At 53.6% G+C, this 20,077-nt stretch carries 16 protein-coding genes and 1 rRNA gene; 15 read left to right on the plus strand and 2 right to left on the minus strand.

Annotated features, from left to right (window positions below):
* The first annotated feature begins 8 nt into the window (after window positions 1-8).
* The 15 genes from BUA93_RS05295 (at window position 9) to BUA93_RS05365 (ending at window position 18,020) form a co-directional block, all read left to right on the plus strand.
* Window positions 9-1,385 (plus strand): mannose-1-phosphate guanylyltransferase/mannose-6-phosphate isomerase, encoded by a 1,377-nt coding sequence (locus tag BUA93_RS05295; RefSeq protein ID WP_072978031.1) that lies wholly within the window; start codon window positions 9-11, stop codon window positions 1,383-1,385.
* A gap of 148 nt (window positions 1,386-1,533) precedes the next feature.
* Entirely contained in the window at window positions 1,534-2,343 is an 810-nt protein-coding gene (locus tag BUA93_RS05300; RefSeq protein ID WP_072978032.1) for an alpha/beta fold hydrolase, read from the plus strand.
* Between the two features lie 18 nt (window positions 2,344-2,361).
* Window positions 2,362-3,420, plus strand: a complete 1,059-nt coding sequence (locus BUA93_RS05305) for an acyltransferase family protein (protein WP_072978033.1) — start codon at window positions 2,362-2,364, stop codon at window positions 3,418-3,420.
* Window positions 3,421-3,620: 200 nt separating this feature from the next.
* On the plus strand, window positions 3,621-4,724 hold the full coding sequence (locus BUA93_RS05310; RefSeq protein ID WP_072978034.1) for a vWA domain-containing protein: 1,104 nt from the start codon (window positions 3,621-3,623) through the stop codon (window positions 4,722-4,724).
* Between the two features lie 12 nt (window positions 4,725-4,736).
* Window positions 4,737-5,765, plus strand: a complete 1,029-nt coding sequence (locus BUA93_RS05315) for a vWA domain-containing protein (protein ID WP_072978035.1) — start codon at window positions 4,737-4,739, stop codon at window positions 5,763-5,765.
* A 260-nt stretch (window positions 5,766-6,025) separates the two neighbouring features.
* A complete protein-coding gene (locus BUA93_RS05320) occupies window positions 6,026-6,709 on the plus strand; it encodes a DUF4956 domain-containing protein (RefSeq protein ID WP_072978037.1) in 684 nt (227 codons plus the stop codon).
* A 9-nt stretch (window positions 6,710-6,718) separates the two neighbouring features.
* The gene (locus BUA93_RS05325) at window positions 6,719-7,783 is read left to right on the plus strand and encodes an HlyD family secretion protein (RefSeq protein WP_072978039.1); all 1,065 of its coding nucleotides are present in this window, start codon (window positions 6,719-6,721) and stop codon (window positions 7,781-7,783) included.
* Window positions 7,784-7,879: 96 nt separating this feature from the next.
* On the plus strand, window positions 7,880-9,247 hold the full coding sequence (locus BUA93_RS05330) for a TolC family protein (RefSeq protein ID WP_072978040.1): 1,368 nt from the start codon (window positions 7,880-7,882) through the stop codon (window positions 9,245-9,247).
* A gap of 1 nt (window position 9,248) precedes the next feature.
* Window positions 9,249-10,079, plus strand: coding sequence for a polyphosphate polymerase domain-containing protein (locus BUA93_RS05335; RefSeq protein WP_072978042.1), 831 nt, complete (start codon window positions 9,249-9,251; stop codon window positions 10,077-10,079).
* A 30-nt stretch (window positions 10,080-10,109) separates the two neighbouring features.
* A complete protein-coding gene (locus BUA93_RS05340) occupies window positions 10,110-11,789 on the plus strand; it encodes a lamin tail domain-containing protein (protein ID WP_072978044.1) in 1,680 nt (559 codons plus the stop codon).
* A gap of 85 nt (window positions 11,790-11,874) precedes the next feature.
* A complete protein-coding gene (locus tag BUA93_RS05345) occupies window positions 11,875-13,677 on the plus strand; it encodes a TolC family protein (protein ID WP_072978046.1) in 1,803 nt (600 codons plus the stop codon).
* Window positions 13,678-13,728: 51 nt separating this feature from the next.
* Window positions 13,729-14,727, plus strand: coding sequence for an HlyD family secretion protein (locus BUA93_RS05350; protein WP_072978048.1), 999 nt, complete (start codon window positions 13,729-13,731; stop codon window positions 14,725-14,727).
* A 51-nt stretch (window positions 14,728-14,778) separates the two neighbouring features.
* Window positions 14,779-16,026 carry an ABC transporter permease gene (locus BUA93_RS05355; RefSeq protein ID WP_072978050.1) on the plus strand — a complete coding sequence of 416 codons (1,248 nt, stop codon included), beginning with the start codon at window positions 14,779-14,781 and terminating at the stop codon, window positions 16,024-16,026.
* Window positions 16,023-17,213, plus strand: a complete 1,191-nt coding sequence (locus tag BUA93_RS05360) for an ABC transporter permease (RefSeq protein ID WP_072978052.1) — start codon at window positions 16,023-16,025, stop codon at window positions 17,211-17,213. The genes BUA93_RS05355 and BUA93_RS05360 overlap by 4 nt, the downstream gene beginning before the upstream one ends.
* Before the next feature lie 93 nt (window positions 17,214-17,306).
* The gene (locus tag BUA93_RS05365; protein ID WP_083597149.1) at window positions 17,307-18,020 is read left to right on the plus strand and encodes a zinc metallopeptidase; all 714 of its coding nucleotides are present in this window, start codon (window positions 17,307-17,309) and stop codon (window positions 18,018-18,020) included.
* Between the two features lie 86 nt (window positions 18,021-18,106).
* On the opposite strand, the gene BUA93_RS05370 is transcribed toward BUA93_RS05365, so the two are convergent.
* Together BUA93_RS05370 and rrf are read right to left on the minus strand one after the other, a co-directional pair.
* Window positions 18,107-19,579 (minus strand): segregation/condensation protein A, encoded by a 1,473-nt coding sequence (locus BUA93_RS05370; RefSeq protein ID WP_072978054.1) that lies wholly within the window; start codon window positions 19,577-19,579, stop codon window positions 18,107-18,109.
* 405 nt (window positions 19,580-19,984) lie between these two features.
* A 5S ribosomal RNA gene (gene rrf / locus BUA93_RS05375) occupies window positions 19,985-20,077 on the minus strand; the annotation flags it as partial.

Genomic DNA, 20,077 nt, shown 5'->3' on the forward strand with positions numbered 1-20,077 from the left:
AACCGAGTATGATTAACTTGATTCTTTGTGGCGGTTCGGGCACACGCCTCTGGCCCGTGAGCCGTTCCCTGATGCCCAAGCAGTTCGCACCGCTCTTTGACGGGCAGTCGCTCTTCCGCAAGACGGTGGTCACCAACTCCGCCGTCTGCGAATCCCAGTTTATCGTTTCTAACGCCGACCAGTTTTTCCTCGCGAAGGACCAACTCGAAATGGAAGGCATGACCGGAAGCAAGTTCCTCCTGGAACCCGTGGGCCGCAATACCGCTCCCGCAATCGCCCTCGCCTGCCTCACCATGGATCCGGAGACCATCGTGCTCGTGTCCCCGTCGGACCACGTGATTCGCAAGAAGGACGAGTACAAGAAGGTTCTCCTCCGTGCGCAGGAACTCGCCGAGACGGGCAACTTCGTGACCTTCGGCATCACACCAACGAGTCCCGAGACCGGCTACGGCTACATCGAAGCCGCCGGCGAAGACGTGAAACGTTTCGTGGAAAAGCCCGACCTTGCCACCGCCGAAAAATACCTGCTCTCCGGCAACTTCTACTGGAACAGTGGCATCTTCTGCTTCAAGGCAAAGACTTTCCTCGCTGAGCTCGGTAAGTATTCTCCGAAAATGCTCGCCACCGCCCAGAAGGCGCTTTCTAACGCGACTGTCGAAGACGGCGAACCCATCCGCATCGACCGCGACGACATGATGGCCATCCCGTCGAACTCCATCGACTACGCCGTGATGGAAAAATCGAGCAAGGTGAAGGTGGTCCCGAGCGATATCGGCTGGAGCGACCTCGGCAGCTTCGACAGCCTTTACAACGAATATCCGCACGACGACAATGGCAACAACGTGAACCCGCGCCACATCGCCGTCGGTTCCAGGAATTCCCTCGTGATGGGTAGCCAGCGAGCCATCGCGACAATCGACCTCGACAAGATGCTCATCGTCGACACCCCGGACGCGCTCCTCGTCGCCCCGCTTTCCAGCAGCCAGAAGGTGAAGAAGGTGGTGGAAGAGCTCAAGCAGCGCGGTTCCGACCTCATCAACGTGCCGCAGACTGTAAGCCGTCCGTGGGGAACGTATTCCGTGCTTGAATCTACCGAACGCTACAAGATGAAACGCATCGTGGTGAAGCCAGGCAAGCGCCTCAGCCTGCAGAAGCACCTGCACCGTTCCGAGCACTGGGTGGTCGTAAGCGGTACAGCCACGGTGACCGTCGGCAAGAACGTGTTCTACGTGCGTCCGAACGAATCCACCTACATCCCCGTGGGCGAAGTTCACCGTCTGCAGAACGAAGGGAAACTTCCACTCGTGATCGTCGAAGTCCAGGTGGGTGAATACACCGGCGAAGACGACATCATCCGCATGGAAGACGACTTCCACAGAAACTAAACCATATTCGGAATCCAGAATTCGGATTTCGGAGTTGAGTAATAATTATATGTCGGACTTGTTCCGGCATTTTTTTATAACCGTCACAGCCCACTGTCTACTTCCAACTTCCTACTGTCTACTTCCTACTTCTTGCTATATTATAATCATGAGCGATTCTCTTGTACAGACCGTCCGTACGGATACTTTTGAAATGGATTACGCCAGAATCGGTTCTGGCGAAAAGCCGTTAGTCGTCATTCCCGGGATTTCTATCAAGAATCCCCTGAATTTCGCGAACTCCTTTAGCGTACCTTACAAGATATTCTTGAACGACTACACGCTCTATTTCTTTGACCGTAAAAAAGAGGCAAAACCCGGTTACACGCTTGAACAAATGGCCGATGACCAGGTTAACGCCCTCAATTCCATCGGAATCGAAAAGGCCGACATCTTTGGAGTATCGCAAGGTGGCATGATTGCCCAGTACATGGCAATCCGTCATCCGCAAATCGTAAACAAGCTGGTTCTCGGTTCATCCACTTCGCACGCGGAACCACTGCAACTAGAAACCATCGGCAAATGGGCGCGTCTAGCCGACACTCATAACGCCCAGGAACTCGTCGATTCCTTCCTCGACAAATGCTTTAGCGAAAAATTCCTGACGCGTTACCGCAGGGCGCTCAAGGCGATGTACGAAAATGTCTCCGATGCCGAAATGGATCGTTTTTCCATTTTCGCTCATGCCTGCGACTTTGTCAACACCTACGACGATCTCGGAAAAATCAAGAGCCCGACATTAGTTCTTGGCGCAGGGAACGATCTCGTGACCACCCCGGAAGCCTCCATCAAGATTGCAGACAAGTTAAAAACCGAAAGTATCCCATACGAATTCTATATGTACGAAGGCTACGGTCACGCCGTATTCGATGAACTGAGCGATTACAAGAAACGAATTTTTGAATTCCTGGAAAAGTAAAAATCAGTTACTTGCCGTATGGAAACTCCCCCACAGACCCCCGATGCCAAGCCCCGCTACGCCTTTGTCGATTTGGCCAAGGGCATTTGCATTATGCTGGTGGTTTGGCATCACATCGCTAGCACCTGGGGAATCGAAAGCTACCCGCTCAAGGAAACCGTATCGCTTTTCCGCATGCCTCTCTACTTTTTCCTGTCGGGACTTTTCTTCAAGGAATACGCAGGTTTCTTTGACTTTTGTCGACGCAAGGTGAACAAGCTTCTCATTCCGTTCGCCTTCTTTTTTGTGACTCTTTCTTGCCTATTGCCCTTTGCACTGCATTACCTGCATCTGCGGGCAAATCCAGGCGCGAGTGTCTGGTATTCGTTCTTTTGGAAACAGACATTTCCGAATATCCCCGTATGGTTCTTGCTAAGCCTATTCTGGACGAACCTGATCTTTTACGGTTTACACCTCGTCGTAAAAAAAATAGTGGCGAAAAAATTTCCGAAGCACACCACGGCATCGCTCGTCAGTTTATCCGTCATATTGGGCCTAGTCGGTTTCTTCCTCGGGCGAAACGGCATCAAGCTTCCGATGTTCCTCGCCTCTTCACTCACGGCAATTCCCTACTTTTGTGCAGGACACGTGGCTTTCCGCTACACGAAAATTCTGGCGCCGAACCGACTGGACCGTTGGAACATTCCCTTTGCTCTCTTACTCTTTGGAATCACCCTCGCACTTTCCTTTAACGCCCCGCCGGAATCCGTCAGCTATGTCAGCAACCGCTACTGGTTCCCGATATGGAACATATACCTATGCGGGCTCCTGGGCACCATCGCCGTTCTACTGCTATCCAAGGCCATCGGGAAAATTCCACTCGTTTCCTACTTCGGTCGCTATTCCATCATGATCCTGGTGACGCACGGTTGGGTCCAATGGGGAATCATTAAGTTTTTGCAGGAAAATCACGTGCATTGGCCGAGGCCTGTGGCGCTTGCTTTTGTCTTTGTGACGACCATGCTCCTGTACTTGGGCATTATACCGCTCATGAAGCGCTTCTTACCTCACGTGACCGCACAGAAAGACGTTATTTAATTCGGAATTCGGATTTCAGAATTCGGAGTTCAGAATTCAGATTTCTGAATTCGGAGTTCAGAATTCAGATTTTCTTTTGACTCACTTCCTACTGTCTACTGCCTACTGTCTACCGTCTACTCCTCATTCTAGCTTTTTTCGCCGCATTTTTGTATATTCACCGTTGTAAAATTTGATTTTTTGCGTATTTCGGAGATTTTATGGATATTGGTGCGCTGCATTTTCAGAATCCCGAGGCCTTCTGGCTCTTACTTTTAGTCCCTGTTTTAGTCGGCTGGTACATCTACCGTGAACACCGCCGCAAGAGTACCATCAAGTTTCCGGCACTCTCGATTGCAAAGCGCGCTGTCCCGAGCAGACGCGTCCGTTTTCGCCATATCGTGCCGATTTTACGCCTCGCCGCACTCATCTGCTTTGTCGTGGCGCTTGCCCGCCCGCAGAACGCCATGGAAGTGGAATACACGTCGACCGACGGCGTCGACATCATGCTCGCGCTCGACGTTTCGGGATCCATGGGCACGCTCGACATGCTCACGCGTATGGAACAGGCGAAGCTCGGTGTCATGAATGCAGAACGCATCCTGAAATCCGGCGACTACTGGAAATATAGTCGCTTGGGTTATGCCCAGCAAGTGATTGCAGACTTTATCCAGAAACGCCACAGCGACCGAATTGGGCTTTCTGCCTTTGGTGCACGCTCGATTACGCAGTGCCCGCTGACGCTCGATTACGGATCCCTCCTTGAAATTCTGAAAGCGACCGATGACCTTGCCCGCGATTCCATTATGGGTAGCCGCACGGCCATTGGAGACGGTCTTATGAATTCCCTTGCGCGTTTGCAAAAGTCCGAAGCCAAGTCTAAAGTAGTGGTTCTCCTGACCGATGGTCGCGATAACGCTAGCGTGGTGCCGCCGATGCGTGCCGCAGACGTAGCGCAGTCGCTGGGAGTCAAGGTCTACACGGTTGGCGTGGGTAAAAGGAACGGCAAGATTCTCGCCTTCCAGCAGAATCCGTGGACAGGCGATATTTCTTGGGGCGAACGCGATATCACTCCCGAAGAGGGCATCGACGAAGGCGTATTGAAAGCCGTGGCACAAAAGACCGGTGGGCGTTTCTACCGCGCCGAGAACAAGGAAGAACTCGAGAAAATCTATTCCGAAATCGATGAACTCGAAAAGACCGAAATTGAAACGGTCGCCTACGCCCGCTACGCCGAAAAATTCTACCCGTGGCTCCTGGTGGGCGCCCTGCTGATTTTACTTGAATTGTTGCTTGCGAATACGCGCTTTGTGCGCATCCCGTAATGGAGGCTTTAGATGCGATTTGCTGAACCGATGTTCTTGTGGGGCCTACTTACGCTCCCTCTGTTTGCGCTCCTTTTTGCGTATGCCTATCACCGTCGCAAAAAGTTGGCAGCCAGATTCGTTTCGCTTTCGATGTTACCTAAGCTTTCGACTTCGGTGTCGCCTTGGCGGCGCCTGGCGAAAGTAACCCTCTTGCTTTTTGCAATCGCATTCCTGTTCGTTGCGTTGGCGCGACCGCAATGGGGTCGCAAGATGGAGCACATTGAACGCCGCGGTCTTGACCTGGTACTGTTGCAGGACATTTCACTTTCGATGCTCGCCGAAGACGTGAAGCCGAACCGCCTTACCCGTAGCCGCCACGAAATTTCTTCGTTTCTGGAATCGCTTTCGGGCGACCGCGTTGGCCTCGTGGCATTCTCCGGAGAAGCTCAGGTGATGGTGCCACTCACCCTCGATTACGGCACCGTGCAGATGATGCTCCGAGAACTCACTCCGGGCTGGCTCATGCCGGGAACGAATCTGGAAAAGGCTATCCGCAAGGGGATGGACCTGTACCGTAATTCCGGAAGCGCCGGGCAATACTCCGTGATGATCTTGATGAGCGACGGAGAAGAACTCGAAGCCGCCGCCGTCAACGCCGCGAAAGAAGCCGCCGAGATGGGAATTCGCATCTACACCATCGGTATCGGCTCCCGCGAAGGCGTGCCTATTCCGGTGCCCTCCAAGAACGGCGAAATTGCCTACAAGAAGGACTTGCAAGGGAACATTGTCACGACCCGTCTTGAAGACGGAACACTACAGGAAATCGCAAGCGCAACCGGCGGACTCTACTTTTACGCAAGCCCGGGAGAATTCCAGTTGCAAAAGGTGCTGACAGAAATCGCAAGTCTCGAAAAGAAGGAACAGGCTTCCGACCGTATGGAAAACTACCAGGACCGTTACCAGATTTTCCTTGGCCTTGCCGCGCTTCTGTTCCTGATTGAAGCGCTCGTGTCCGAAAGGGGCCGAAAGCGTCGCGTTGGAGCCGGCCGGTTTAGCTAAAGGTAAAATATTTTTACCATGTGTTTGCACGCTATTTGCACACTTGCTTAAAATGCAAAAATCTTTTTAGGTGCGATTCTATTTCTTTTTTGCTATTATTCCAATATGGTGTAAAAAAATAGGGTAGATTTTCCCCAATCACCCTGCTTGAATAGGTTTGTTTGGTTTTTGTTCATCCATTTTTACACAAAAAATCACTATTTTGCGGGTGATTAAAGTAAATTTCGGATGAAAAGAAAAAGTCAACCAACGGAGTCTTTATGCTCGACCTTTTAGCCGTCCAGTCCGGCACCGCCAATGCCACCCTTATCACATTGGCGTACACCTTGATTCTCACGTTTATCCTGTCCTCGGTCATTGCCTGGACCTACGAAAAGACCTTCCTCGGACTTTCGTACTCCCGCAACTTCGTGCAAGCAATCGTGCTCAGCGCAGTAGTCGCCGCAACGGTGATGCAGGCTATCGGAGACAATGTCGGACGAGGCCTCGGTATGATGGGTGCTCTATCGGTGGTTCGCTTTAGAACGAGCTTCAAGGATCCCCGCGACATTATGTTCGTGTTCGCCTCGCTCGGCGCCGGTATCGGATGCGGTGTGTACGCATGGGGTGCCGCAGCGGGCGGTACGGTCGCCTTCTGCCTCGTCGCGTTCCTGCTTTCCCGCACGGGTCTCGGAACCAAGCACTTCTTTGACGGTATGCTCCGTTTCGCCCTTCCGAACGAACCCAAGGTACGCGGTCAGATCGAAGACATTATGAAGTCCAGCCTCAAGACCTTCATCTTGATTACGATGCGCGAAGTTGATGGCGGAGCAAGACTGGATGTCGCCTATCAGATTCGCCTGCGCGCGACAAAGCCCGCGGCAGAAATCCTGAGCGAACTTTCTAAGATCGAAGGCATCTCGGACGTACAGTTCATGATGCAGGACGCCACGACGGAAATGTAGGGAGTAAATATGAGCAAGCTTGAAGATTTGATTGACAACTTCTGGAACACCCACAAGAACAACGCGGGCGTTGCCTACCTTTACGGTCATAAGCTCTCTATCGCCTGGGTTCTCTGCGTCATTATCGCCATTATTCTTGGCGTTATTTACCAGGGCAAGATCGCCACTTTCCAGGGCATTGCCGAAGCGACCGAAACCACGATTAGTCTCCCGAGCCCGACTGAAGTGGTCAAGATTCACGTGATGCCCGGACAGTCGATCCAGCCCGGCGACACCATCGTAGAACTCAACCGTCCGGACCTCACCCTCCGCATCGCAGAACTCACCCGCGAATTGGACGCCAGCGAAGGCCGCAGCAACCTTTCCGCTGCGGACATCGATCAGAAGGTGGCCGCTGTCAAGGCAGACCTCGCTACCAAGACGCTCACACTCAAGTCCGAAATCAACCGTCTCGAAACGGAATACAAAAAGAACAAGGAAATTGCCTCCAAGCTCAAGAGCCTCCAGGGATCCAACGCCAATAGCGACGGGAACGACGCCATGGCCATGCAGATCAAGAACCTGAAGAACGAACTCGCCGTCGCAAACGCCAACGCGAATGAACAGATCAAGCTTCTCAGGAGCAGCAACCGACTGCAGAAGGATGCGGGCAAGAGCGAAGCCGAAAACCTGAAAAAGGAACTCGAGGAACTCCAGAAACAACAGGAAGAACTGGTCCAGATTGCCAAGGAAAACTGGGTCGTCGGTTCCGTGAACGTCCACGACGGAGAAAAGGTTTCGAGTTTCGCCCCGATTATCACCCTCACCCACAAATCCCCGACGCTTGTCCGCGGCTACATCCACGAAAGAATGTACCAGCGTATGGATATCGGGGAAACAGTGAAGGTCAAGACCCTGAGTGGAACCGGCAAGCCCGTCAAGGGCAAGATTGTCGGTCTTTCGAGCCGCATCGTGGAATTCCCGGTACGCATGTGGAAAATGCCGGAAATGCCTATTCACGGCCGCGAAGTCATCATTACGATTCCCGCCGAAAATCCGTTCCTCCTGGGAGAAATGGTCACTATTTCGGAATAGTTTAAGTCTTTGCGAGGCAACTGCGATCGTTCGAAATTATAAGTAACGTCATTGCGAGGGGCAAAGCCCCGAAGCAATCTCTAGATAAAGGTTTATATGAAAAAGTGTGGATATGTCTTTTTGCTTCTGGCCGCTCCGCTGCTTGCCGCTCCCCTCACCTGGGAGACGCTGATCAAGTCCGCCGACGACGATTTGCGCTACCAGTCTTCCAAGAAGCGCACGAACATCGCCACGTCGCGCAACACCAAGCTTTGGGACAAGATGGAGTTGCGCTACAAGCTCGACGGTTTTAGCTTTGCGAGCCACGATTTTGAACTCCGCATGACTCCGAAGGCTTTTGGCGAGGGCTCCGCCGATCGCGCCCATTACGAAGCGCAGATGGTGTATGCTAATGCCCAGCTGGCCGAAGACCGCGGCATATTGCTCTACGACCGCTACGAACGTGCAATTCATTATCTGATGCGTCAGCGAATCAACAGACTGAACAAGGAACTTTACCAGGTCAATTCCGACCGTATCGAAGTCCTGCACATGAAAGCGGGTTCGGCCACGTTCAATCCGCAGGACCTGATGTCCGCTCTCGAAAAGGAAGCGACTATCCGTGCGGCCCTCATTAGCGATTCCAATTCGCTCCAGAATTCCGAGAAGAAACTCCGCCGCTGGATTCCCGATTTTGACGGCATCGAACTGGATTCTTCCTGGCTCCCGTCCATGGAAGAAATTGAGTCCCAGCTTTCGGGCGGAATCGAAGTGAACGACAATTACCCGCAGATTGCAATGGCGAAGGGCAAGATGGAATCCGAAAAGGCTCGCGCCAAACAGGATGTCGCCAGCCGCCGCGACTACATTACGCATATCGGCATCGGCTACTCGATGAAGATCGAATCGCTGATGGAAAAGTACAAGGACCTGGATGCAGGAGACGTCGCCTACGAATACAACGAGTACATGGACGACTACCTTGAAAAGTATCCGGATGCCACTGCGGACGACTCCCGCACCATCCGCAAACTCGTCGCTGACAAGGACAGTCGAAAGACCAGCGACAAGTTCTACGCGACTCTCGGCATCAAGCTTCCGTTCTTTGACAGCAACAAGGACAACGACTTGCGCAACCAGGTCGCCGACCTTGATGCAGAAGGCGACTATATGGCCAAGGCCCGCGACGTGAACGTGAAGGTCAACCGCCTTGTAGAACAAGTTAACAGCTACCTAGCCCAAAGGAAAGTCCAGAAGGACTTTGCCGACAAGGTCAAGGCCGGAAACATCTTTGAGCAGTTCGCCAAGGATGCCGGATCCGAGCCGTTACTCCTGTTGCGCGCCCGCGAAAGTGCCCTTGAAAGCGAACTGAACGCCGCCAAGCTCGAAACGACCATCTACGACCTTTACCTGGAACTGCTCCAATACGCAGGAAAACTCTCCAAGGAAGGCGTGCAGAACCACCTGGTAGGGGGACTTAAGTAATATGGCCGAGGCCCGCGGATTTAGCCTTCTCGAAAGGTTCGAACTCAAGTACCACATTCCTGTGGAATGGGCCGACCGTATCGGCGCCTTCCTCGCACCCTATTGCGAAGAAGACTACTACTCGAAAATCACCCCAGGTGGATTCTACTGGATCACGAACCTCTATCTGGATTCGCCCAGCTGGACGTTCCTCGGCTGGAAAAAGAAACAGTTGCTGGACCGTTTCAATATGCGCATTCGCACTTATGGTGAGCACCCGGCACAAGACGGAACGTTCCACTTCGAATGCAAGCGCAAGATCAAGAATATCTGCTACAAGAGCCGCGGCACCATCAAGGGAATCAACCCCGGCGAAGTGTGGAACATGAAACCCGAGGACTGGCCGTGCAAGGGAGAAAAGGACCGCATGTACGTGAAGGATTTTCTGTACAAGACGGAACTCTATAACGCACACCCGCGCCTACTCACGCAATACAAGCGCCGCGCCTGGTTTGGACTCCGCGAAGAATATTCCCGCGTGACCATCGATACCGGCATGCGTTTCCGCGAAGAAAATGGTTTCGACTACACCGTCGATCCGCACTACATGCACTCAACCGGCATACCGAGATTTTTCCAACCCGGTTGCGATGCCGTACTCGAGCTCAAGTGCCCCTGTTCGCAGGTGCCTTACTGGATGTTTGACCTGATTAAGTTCTTGAACTTGAAACATGCTGCGTTTTCCAAGTTCGGCAATGCCGCCGCGGAATGGAAACGTGTTTACGAGAACCCACGGCGATTCAAGACTCCCTATTGGACAAAACTCGCCGTCGGCGCAGGTGAAAATTATTAAAATAGTAGAAAGTTTCACGAGGATACCACTATGGATATCAAAAAAATTCTTTTGACGGGTTCGACCGTGGCAGCGTTGGCATTCGTCGTTGCCTGCTCCGATGATTCCTCTTCGGGGCCCAAGAACGAAGATCCGGCCTCCAGCGCCTCCATCGATCAGCCGACTTCGTCTGACGGAACCACCCCGACATCCAACGGCACCGAGACGGGTTCGTCCAGCAGCGCAACTGAACCGGACGAGCATCTTTCTTCGTCGATGGATGCCAGCGTGACGAACATGGTCATCACCGAAATCATGTACAACGCCCCCGACGCCTCCGAACTCGAATGGGTGGAAGTGGCGATTGCGGCCGGTCCCGACCTTAAGAGCATGGCATTCTACAAGCTCCGTCTCGAAGGAGCCATCACCTATTCTTTCCCGGCAGAACCGCTAGCCAAGGGCGAATATGTCGTCGTTACGAACAACGTCGAATTGTTCAAGGAAACGTATCCGACCTTTACAGGCCGACTCTTTGGCCCCTGGGATAACGATCCCTCTACCGGTACGGTTGCAAAACTTTCGAACGAAGGCGATGTTATCGATGTCAAGCTGACCGGAAACGGTGACGTCAGCTGTTCCTACAGCAAGGAACCGCCTTGGCCCTCCCTTGCCAACGGCAAGGGCCGCACCCTCGTCTACAAGGGCGGAAACGCCGCTCTTCCCTCTTCCTGGGGCGCAAGCAAGATCCTGAAGGGTAACCCCGGTGTCGGTAACGACGAATGGCTGACGACCTCCAATGTGCGCATCAATGAAATCATGCCGACCCTGACCGGTCAGAATGCATGGGTAGAACTGTACAATGCAGGAACCGAAAATGTCGACGTAACAGGCTGGCAATTTGAATCCAAAGTCCGTAACGAAACCCTGACCATCAAATCGGGAATCGTTCCTGCCGGAAGCTACCTGGTCCTGGATGCGGCTTCCGATTTCAGCGAAGAACTGATCGTCAGCCCCATTGGCGGCGCCTACTATCTGTATGGAGCCACCGAAGGCGATGAATCCAGCCTGTTCCTGCCCTCCAGTGAACTTTCGAGCGGCGTCGTTGACCTGGCCGACGGTTCCATGGCTCAGGGAGCCCTTACCACGGCAACTCCGGGAGCCATTAACACGAATCTGTATATCGGCCCGGTCGTCATCAACGAAATTCATTATCACCCCATTGACGACAATGCAAACGACGTCGAATTCCTGGAACTCAAGAACACCTCTGCAACCCCGATCACTCTCTACGAAAAGGTGAAAACGACCAACAAGGGCTGGAAGGTCGAAGGTATCAACATGGACTTTACAAGCTCCGACATCCTGCCCGCAAACGGTCTCGCAGTCCTGTTCCCGGAATCGCTTTCAACCGCCGTGGGAGAAGCCGGATTGCGCACCCGCTACTCCATCGCAAGCGACGTACTCGTCAAGTTCTACAAGGGTAAGCTTTCGAACCGTGGCGAAATGATCGCCGTCAAGAAGCCCTTCGACTTCAGCGATGATCCAACAAGCCCCTCGGGCATCCAATGGTTCTACAACTGGTCCGATGCAACGCTCTATAGCGACGGCTGGAAGGGCGAAAACTTCGCAAAGACAGACGGATTCGGATATAGCCTACAACGCAAGGACTACAGCACCATGGGTTATGAAGCTTCCGCCTGGGTTGCCGCAGAACCGACCCCCGGAAAATAGTCACGGAACGCGGCCTCATTTATAACAAATAAGTCACCTTTTCAAGGTGGCTTTTTTTGTAAAAAATATATATCTTTTACATAGTATGAAAAAGAGTGTGTTACTGGGTTTGGCGACAAGCGTCGCCGTTTCTGCCGCGCCTATTTCGCTTTCCGACGCCATCAACATGGCAAAAGCCGGAAATTCACAAATCAAGGCCGAAAAGGCAAAAGTCGACATGGCCGAAAGTGGCCAGTCCGAAGCCTTTTCCCGTTTTATGCCGCAGCTGTCGCTGACCGCAAGCGTTACAAAGATCAACGATCCCATCTACATAGACCTGAACCAAATCCGTTCGGGAATGATTCAGGTACACGGTGCCGAGGCATACCAGTCCTACTACAGCCAGTATTATTCGGATTACTATAAGCAGTATTACGATCAGGCCTACGATGCCGCCAAGGCGCAGGGTGCCGACGACGCAACCGCTACAGCGACTGCCAAAAAGGCCGCCGACCAGGCCGGTCAAAAAGCGGGAACCGAGGCAGGTCAAAAAGCCCAGCAGCAGACCGAAGAAAAGCTGAACGAGGCTCTGCCCTCCTTTGAAAAGAAGGTGCAGGACGATGTCTTTTTTAACGCGCGCCTGACGGCCATTTGGCCCATCTTTACGGGTTTCAAGATCTATTCCGCCTACGATGCCGCCAAGGAAAACGTGAACGCCAAGAAGGCGGCCTTTGACATGGCACAAAACACCATCCTGATGGATGTGGCGACCAAGTACTTTACGCTGCGCTTGGCCGAAGAACTCACGCAGCTTCGCGAAAGAACCAGGAAGAACCTGGAAGAACACTTGGCTCGCTCCAAGAAACTTGAAGAAGGTGGTCAAATCAGCAAGGCTGAACGCCTGCGCGCCGAAGTGGCCTTGGCCGAAGCGGAGAATGCTCTCGAAGATTCCTACCGTGACCAGACTCTTGCTCGACTTGCTCTCGCAAGCCTGCTGCATACTGATACGAACCTTACCGCCATTACGCCGGTGATGGCCCCGGAACAGACTTTCGGCATGGAAGAGTTCAAGCAACTCGCCATGGACAGACACCCGGGACTGCGACAGCTGCGTACCGAACGCAAGCGCAGCCAGGATGCCGTGAGCGCGGCACGCGCCGATTATTACCCGACGGTCGCGCTTTTTGCCTACAAGGAACTTTACACGCGCGACCTTACAATCCTGGAACCCGAATGGGCCGTGGGAGCAAAGCTTCAGTGGGATTTGTTCAAGGGCGGCGAGACTCGCTCCAAAGTGAGTAACGCGAAAGCGCTTGACAGGTCGCTTTCGAGCATGGAAGAGCAGACCATGGATAACATTGGCCTCTTGGTGGAAAAGCGCTGGCGTGAAATGGAACATGCCAAGAGCCGCTTGGAAAGCTTGAAGAAGACTCGCGAACTCGCCGAAGAAGCGCACCGCAGCCAGACCTTGGCCTACGAGGCGGGACTTGCGACGGGCCTCGACGTGGTGGATGCCGAGCTTGCGCTTTCGCGCTTGCAGGTGGCTGACTTGAAGGCTCATTACGATGCGGTAATCGCCTGGCTTGGACTTTTGGAAGCAAGTGGAGAAGTGGTGAATGCGGGCGAAATGCTCAAGAACGTAAAACCAGTGGAAGAAAAATCGGCTGAGGTGTCGAAGCCTGAAGAAGCGAAGGCTGAAGAAAAGAAACCTGCCGAACCTGCTCCCGCTGCTGTCGAAACGGTTCCGCCCGCTGTAGAAACCGTTGCAAGCGACTCTACAAACGCTGCCGCGAGCCCCTCAACAAACGTCATTGCGAACCCCTCTACAAACGTCATTGCGAACCCCGAAGGGGTGAAGCAATCTACAGCGGCAGATTCGGTAAATACGGCTCCAGCCCCTAATCACTAACCACTTTATACTGTCTACTTCCAACTATGTACTTTTAATCTGGAGTAAACTATGAACGTCTTGAAAGTTATCGGAAAGGTCTTGGTCGTCTTGGCGTTGATTGCCCTGATTGGCCTTGGTATCGTTACCTTGCAGAAGTTCGCGACTGAACCGCGCGACGCCTATTTGCAGGGCCAGATGGAAGCTCGCCGAGTACTTGTGGCGGGCAAGGTTCCCGGGCGCGTTGAACAGCTGTTCTTCCGCGAAGGTGACATGGTCGAAAAGAACGCCATTGTGGCAATCATCAGTAGCCCAGAAATCGAGGCGAAAAAGATGCAGGCGCAGGGTGCTTTAGGTGCAGCCCGCGCTCAGGCGAACAAGGCGAAAAACGGAGCCCGCTCCGAAGACATTACGGCCCTCAAGGCCATGGCCTCGCGCGCCCAGGATGCCGCAAACCTCGCGAAGAACACTTACGACCGTGTGCAGAAGCTTTATAACGAAGGCGTGTTGCCGCTCCAGAAGCGCGATGAAGCCGAGACCCAGATGAAGGCGTCGCAGTCCGCTGCCGACGCCGCCAAGGCCCAGTACGAACAGGCTCTCGCCGGCGCCCGCAGCGAAGACAAGGCTGCCGCAAACGCACTCGTGCTGCAAGCGAAGGGCGCCAACGCCGAAGTCGACGCTTACCTCGAAGAAACCAAGATCCGCGCGCCCATCGCCGGTGAAGTTTCCGTCAAGCTAGTCGAAGAGGGCGAAGTCGTAGGCTCCGGCATGCCGGTAGTCGCCATCACGGACCTCGACGATTCCTGGGCAGTATTTCACCTGCGTGAAGACTTGCTCAAGAACATCACCAAGGGAAAATCCTTCAGCGTTTTCATTCCGGCGCTCGACAAGAATGTCGAAATGGAAGTCAGCTACATTGCGTCTGTAGGCGATTACGCCACCTGGCGCAGCTCCAAGGAAAGCGGCGGTTTCGACCTCAAGAGTTTCGAGGTGCGCCTGCGCCCGAAGCAGAAAGTCGAAAACCTGCGCCCCGGCATGAGCGTGCTTTTCCCCGTAGAACAGATTCAGTAATTTTTTGAGAAAACAGGAGATGCCCGACTAAATCGGGCATGACAATGCGATTTGTTTATTTCTTTCTTTAAAGCAGTCCGCAAAATCTACATCAGCCACAACATCGTGCTGTGGTTGGTTCTCCTGATTTTGCCGGTGGTGACATCGGTCTTTATGGTGAATTTCTTTTCGGCCGAAATCATTCAGCATGTGCCGATTGGCCTTTTAAAGCAAGACCGCTCGCAGCTGTCCGATAAAGTCGAAATGGCCTTGCGGGCAGACCCCGTGCTCGAAGTCGCGGTGGAATGCCACGACCGTAGCGAATGCGAACATGCGGTGATTCGCGGTGACTTGCAGGCGTTTATTGTGCTCCCGTACGACATGGAACGACGAGCTCTCCGCCTTGAAACGCCCGTGATTCCGGTGTATTCTAGCGGCCAGAATTACCTCACGAACACGTTTGCTGTCAAGGAAATCCGCTCGGTGATTTCGGCGATTGGTGCCGACCTGTTTACCAAGCAGATGGATGACCCGATTCATGTGGAACTTAAGTCGGTCAGCAATAATAGCGGTAACTACCAGGGTTTTTTAGGGCTCGGGCTGGTGACGGCGATTTTCCATCTGGCAGGAATTTTAGCGGCGGTGTACCTGTTCAGTTTTCCGTTCCGCGATCACCGCGTCCGCGAATTCTTGCAAGCGGCAGGTGGCTCGCGCGTGGTGCTTGGCGCTGCGACAGTTTTGCCGCTGGTTGTGATTCAGTGGCTGTCGATGGTGGCGGTGTATGCGTATGCTCGACGTGCGCTCACCCCGATGACTTTCGATGAATTCGTGGTGGTGTCTGCGGGGCAGCTGGCGATGTTTCTCGCATGCTCTGGAGCGGGGGCCGCCTTTGTGGGCATTACTGGCAACATGCGTATGTCGTCTAGCGTGGCAGGTGTAATTGCAGGTCCTGCGTTTGCATTTGCCGGGCAAACTTTCCCCGTGATGGCGATGCCCTTTGCGGTGCGTTGCTTCGCGTTCCTGCTTCCGCTCACCCATATTCTCAAGGTGCAATCGACAATGCTTCTCGGTTCTGTCGGCAAGGCTCACGCCTGGGAATCGATAGCCATCCTTTTATGCATGGCGCTGTTCTGGCACCTACTCGCCTCAAAATTGTTGTTCTTGCGTTGGAAAGTCGCCATTGAAAAAGAAGCAGACTGGGAAGCCCGCGAAAAGTTGCACCTGAAGGATAAGCTGAAAAATATTGCCGGAGCCGTCTATTCGGACTTAAGCATTCGCAAGGCAATCGCTTCTGATATGGCTGAAAGGGGGCGCAAATGATAGACCTCTTTAAGCGACTTTTCAAGGTGGCGTTCGCCGAATGGAAGCTTTTTTACACCGACCCTGCTGCGGTGTTGTTGCTGGTGGTGGCGGGCGTGCTTTACGCCTTCTATTACCCGACGCCTTACATGAAACAGACGGCTACAGATGTGCCTGTGGCTGTAGTGGATCTTGATCATACGGTGATGTCGCGCGAACTCACGCAGATGTCTGCCGCTGCCCAGCAGATTGATGTGCGCTATGTGTTTTCGGATATCCGCGAAGCGGAACAGGCCATGGCCGAAGAAAAAATCTACGGGTTCATGGTAATTCCCAAGGACATGGAAAAGACGCTCCGTAACGGTGGCAAGACGAACGTGAACGTGTTTACACACGGCGCCTACGTGATGCTCCACGGCAACATCGGAACGGCGTTTACTACATGCGCATTGACTGTTGGGGCAACTACCAAAGTCAAGCGGATTGCTTTAGGTAAAAAGGTTCCTGCAGCCAAGGCGATTGCTATGCGCGACCCGATTCCCATCAGCGTGCAGACCATGTACAACAACACGGGGAGCTACTCGAACTATGTGGTGCCGAGTGTGTTGGTGCTAATTTTACAACAGACGCTAGTGATTGGCATTTGCATTCTGGGCGGTGCCCGCGCTCATCGCAAGTTCCGCAAGTTGCAACGCGACAGTTCCGTCGAAAACGAGCTGATGCCTTACCGCTACTTTGGCCGTTCGCTTGCGTACTTCTTGCACTATTGCAGCTTTATCTTGTTCTACCACTTTGTGGTGTACAACGTGTTCGATTTTCCGCGCCGCGGCGAAATTTTGCCGATGGTGGCGTTTGCAATCGTGTTCCTGTTCTCGGTTATCAACTTCGGGATGGTGCTTTCGCAGGTGTTCTTGCGTCGCGAAACGAGCATGCAGTTGTTCCTGTACATGAGCATTCCGATCCTATTCCTTTCGAACTTCAGCTGGCCTACCGAACTGATTCCGGCCTGGATGAAGGGTTTCTCTTGCCTGTTGCCTTCGACGTTTGCCATTCCGGCATGGCTTGCGATTGAACAGCGTGGCGCCGACATTTACGATGCGGCATCGCTTCTGTTGCCGCTTGCGATGCAGGCGGTATTCTACCTGTTGCTCGGGCTCGTGCTTACCAACCTCCGCGACGGTAGCAAACTGAAAACCGGCGATATGTAGCCATTCCTGTCATCCCCGGCTTGGCCGGGGATCTCCGTGCTGAGCGTGACAATTTGAAAATGAATTTTGTATATTACGATTAGAGGTATTTTTATGATGTTCGATCCTTTATACATGATGATTCTCCTGGTGACGCTCGCTTTGTCTGGTAGCGTTTCCTGGATGGTCAAGTCCCGTTTTAACGCTGGCCAAAAAGTCGGCATTTCGAGCGGCCTTACCGGTGCCGATGTGGCGAAGGCAATCCTCATGGATGCGGGCATTACCGACGTGAAGGTGCTGCAGCATCACGGATTCCTGTCGGACCATTACAATCCGCTGAACAAGACTCTGAACTTGTCACCTGAAGTTTATAACGGCCGCAATGCGTCTGCCGCGGGCGTTGCCGCTCACGAAGTGGGCCACGCCATTCAGCATGCGCAGGGGTATTTCCCGCTGTGGCTGCGTTCGTTCATTGTGCCGGCCGCAAACCTCGGCTCTAATTTGGGTCCGTGGCTTGTGATTCTCGGCATCATCCTGATGAGTGCGGGCCGTGCGCTGGGCTATTCGCTCGCCGTGGCGGGTGTGGTACTGTTCGGTATCGCAACGCTCTTTACGCTGGTGACCGTGCCGGTGGAATTCGACGCTTCTTCCCGCGCGAAAAAGGTGCTTGCTCGCCTCGATATCGTGGCTCAGGGTCGCGAATACAATACGGTTTCGGGAGTGCTGTTTGCCGCGGGGCTTACCTACGTGGCTGCCGCCATCGGCTCCATTATGCAGTTGCTTTATTGGGCTTACCGCGCCGGACTTATCGGCGGTCGGCGAGACTAAGTAAATTCAGAGTTCGGAATTAGGATTTCGGAATTGAATTAATCGCGGCAAAGCCGCCTGACAATAAAACTCTGAAATCTGAAAACTTAATTATCAGTGTGGACTTCGATAGACGGAAATTCGTCATCGTCGTCGCCGGTTTCGTCATTGCGAGGAGCCGTAGGCGACGAAGCAATCCCATTTTCATTAGCCTGGGTGTCGTAGAACGCCTGGGCTTTTTTCATGAATGCTTCGAATTCTTCGTCCGTCATGTTGTCAGCGGGCTGTGGCTCTTCAGCCAGAGCCTCATCGACAGGTTCTTCGCTCACGTCATTGCGAGCCTCTGGCGAAGCAATCTCTTCCACCGGCGTTTCTTCAGCAACCGGCGTGCTTGTTTCTTCCACAACCGTTTCAGTTGTCGGCGCGGCTGTGTCAGCAACAGGTTCTGCAGGTGCGTTCTCTGCCGGGGCCTGAGTCCCTTCAGTCGGAGCCTGCGCACCCTCTGCGCCCGAAGCATTCTCCGCTGGAGCCTGAACACCATCAGTCGGATCCTGGGCATTTTCCGCCGCCTCGTCTTCCTTCATCATTTCGGCAAACGGGTTTTCCTGCACTTCGCTCAAGTCTTCGCGACCTTCGAGCATGGCGTTCAAATCGTCTTCGCTCACGTTCCGTCCGCGTTCCGTCCACAGCACGGCTTCGCGCATCACCGCGGCCAAGTCGCCCACGGTCTGTTCCTTGGAGCGTGCAATCGCCTGGTTGCGGATTGCTTCCACAAGGCCCGGCTTCACTTCCGGATCCTTGCTGAAGAACACAGTCTCGTGCGCCATTTCTTCGGCGTAGTCGGCATTGTTCTTCTTGCGGTAAATCCAAATCGGTCCGAACAGTTCACTCTGGCGGAACACGATTTCGTCCGTCTTGATCATCTCGAGCATGGCCATGAAGGTCACCGCCGCCACAATCGGGTGAGAATCGTTGTCAAGCAAGTCTTCGAACAGGGCGCGGCCATTCACCGCGAGATAATTGTTAATCGCCTGCTGACGGTCCTGAATGGTCACGTAATCGAGTTCAATGTGGTGAATCGTTTCCGAAATCTTGGTCTTCAGGCTCTTCTGGTAGGCGCGGAAAAGCTGCCAGATATTTGCGTCGGCCAAAGTCTCTTCGTCGGTCTGCGTTTTTTCGAGGCGGCCGCGGGAATACGTACCGAAGTTTTCGCTTTCCATTTCCTGGAGACCGCTCGCCACCTGCTTAAAGCGCTGGTATTCCAGCATTTCCTTCATGAGCTGTTCGCGGTCTTCGTTGTATTCCGCTTCCATCTCGGGGTCGCGCTGCTCGGCCGGCAAAAGTTCCTGCACCTTTAAGGCCATCAAGCGGCTCGCCATGTACAAGAAATCACCCGCCTTCGAAAGGTCGGTACCCTCGTACTCGTTCACCCACTTTAAGAACTGGTCCGCAATTTCGGCAATCGAAATCTGTTCAAGCGGAACTTCCTTCTTCTGAACAAGATAGACGAGCAAGTCCATCGGGCCGTTGAACGCCCCGATGCGTACTTCGTATTCTTCCTGTTCCTCCACATCAATCATCAGGTACAAATGTAGTAATTTATCGGAGCCGAATCGTCAATAGAGAGATAAAGAAAAAACGGAACGCGCGCCATGGGTGGCGCGAGCCTCGCCGCAATGGCGCGAGTGATTTGCAAAAACGGTATAGATAAAAAGAAGGGCACCGCTCGCCGTTAGATGGCAGGAGGCCGTGAGCCGCAAGCGGCAAGTATCAACTTGCCATGGCGGCGGGAGCGTAACGAAGCGGGGCGGTATAAAAAAAGGAGCCCCTCGCCGTTTACGGCAAGGGGCCGTGAGCGACAAGTGCCCGGTATTGACCGGGCATGGTCGCGAGAGCGAGCGCCGGTCGGAGTTGCACCGTTACGATAGCGCGAGCGGTCATATAAAACGAAGAGGCCCCCCGCCGTTAGGCGAGGGGCCTCGAGAATCCAGCGGCGACCTACTCTCCCGGGCCCGTGGGCCAGGTACCATCGGCGATGAGGGGCTTGACTTCCGTGTTCGGAAAGGGAACGGGTATGA

Origin of the sequence: Fibrobacter sp. UWH4 (genome assembly GCF_900142475.1) — a bacterium.
In the GTDB taxonomy this organism is placed as follows: Bacteria; Fibrobacterota; Fibrobacteria; order Fibrobacterales; family Fibrobacteraceae; genus Fibrobacter.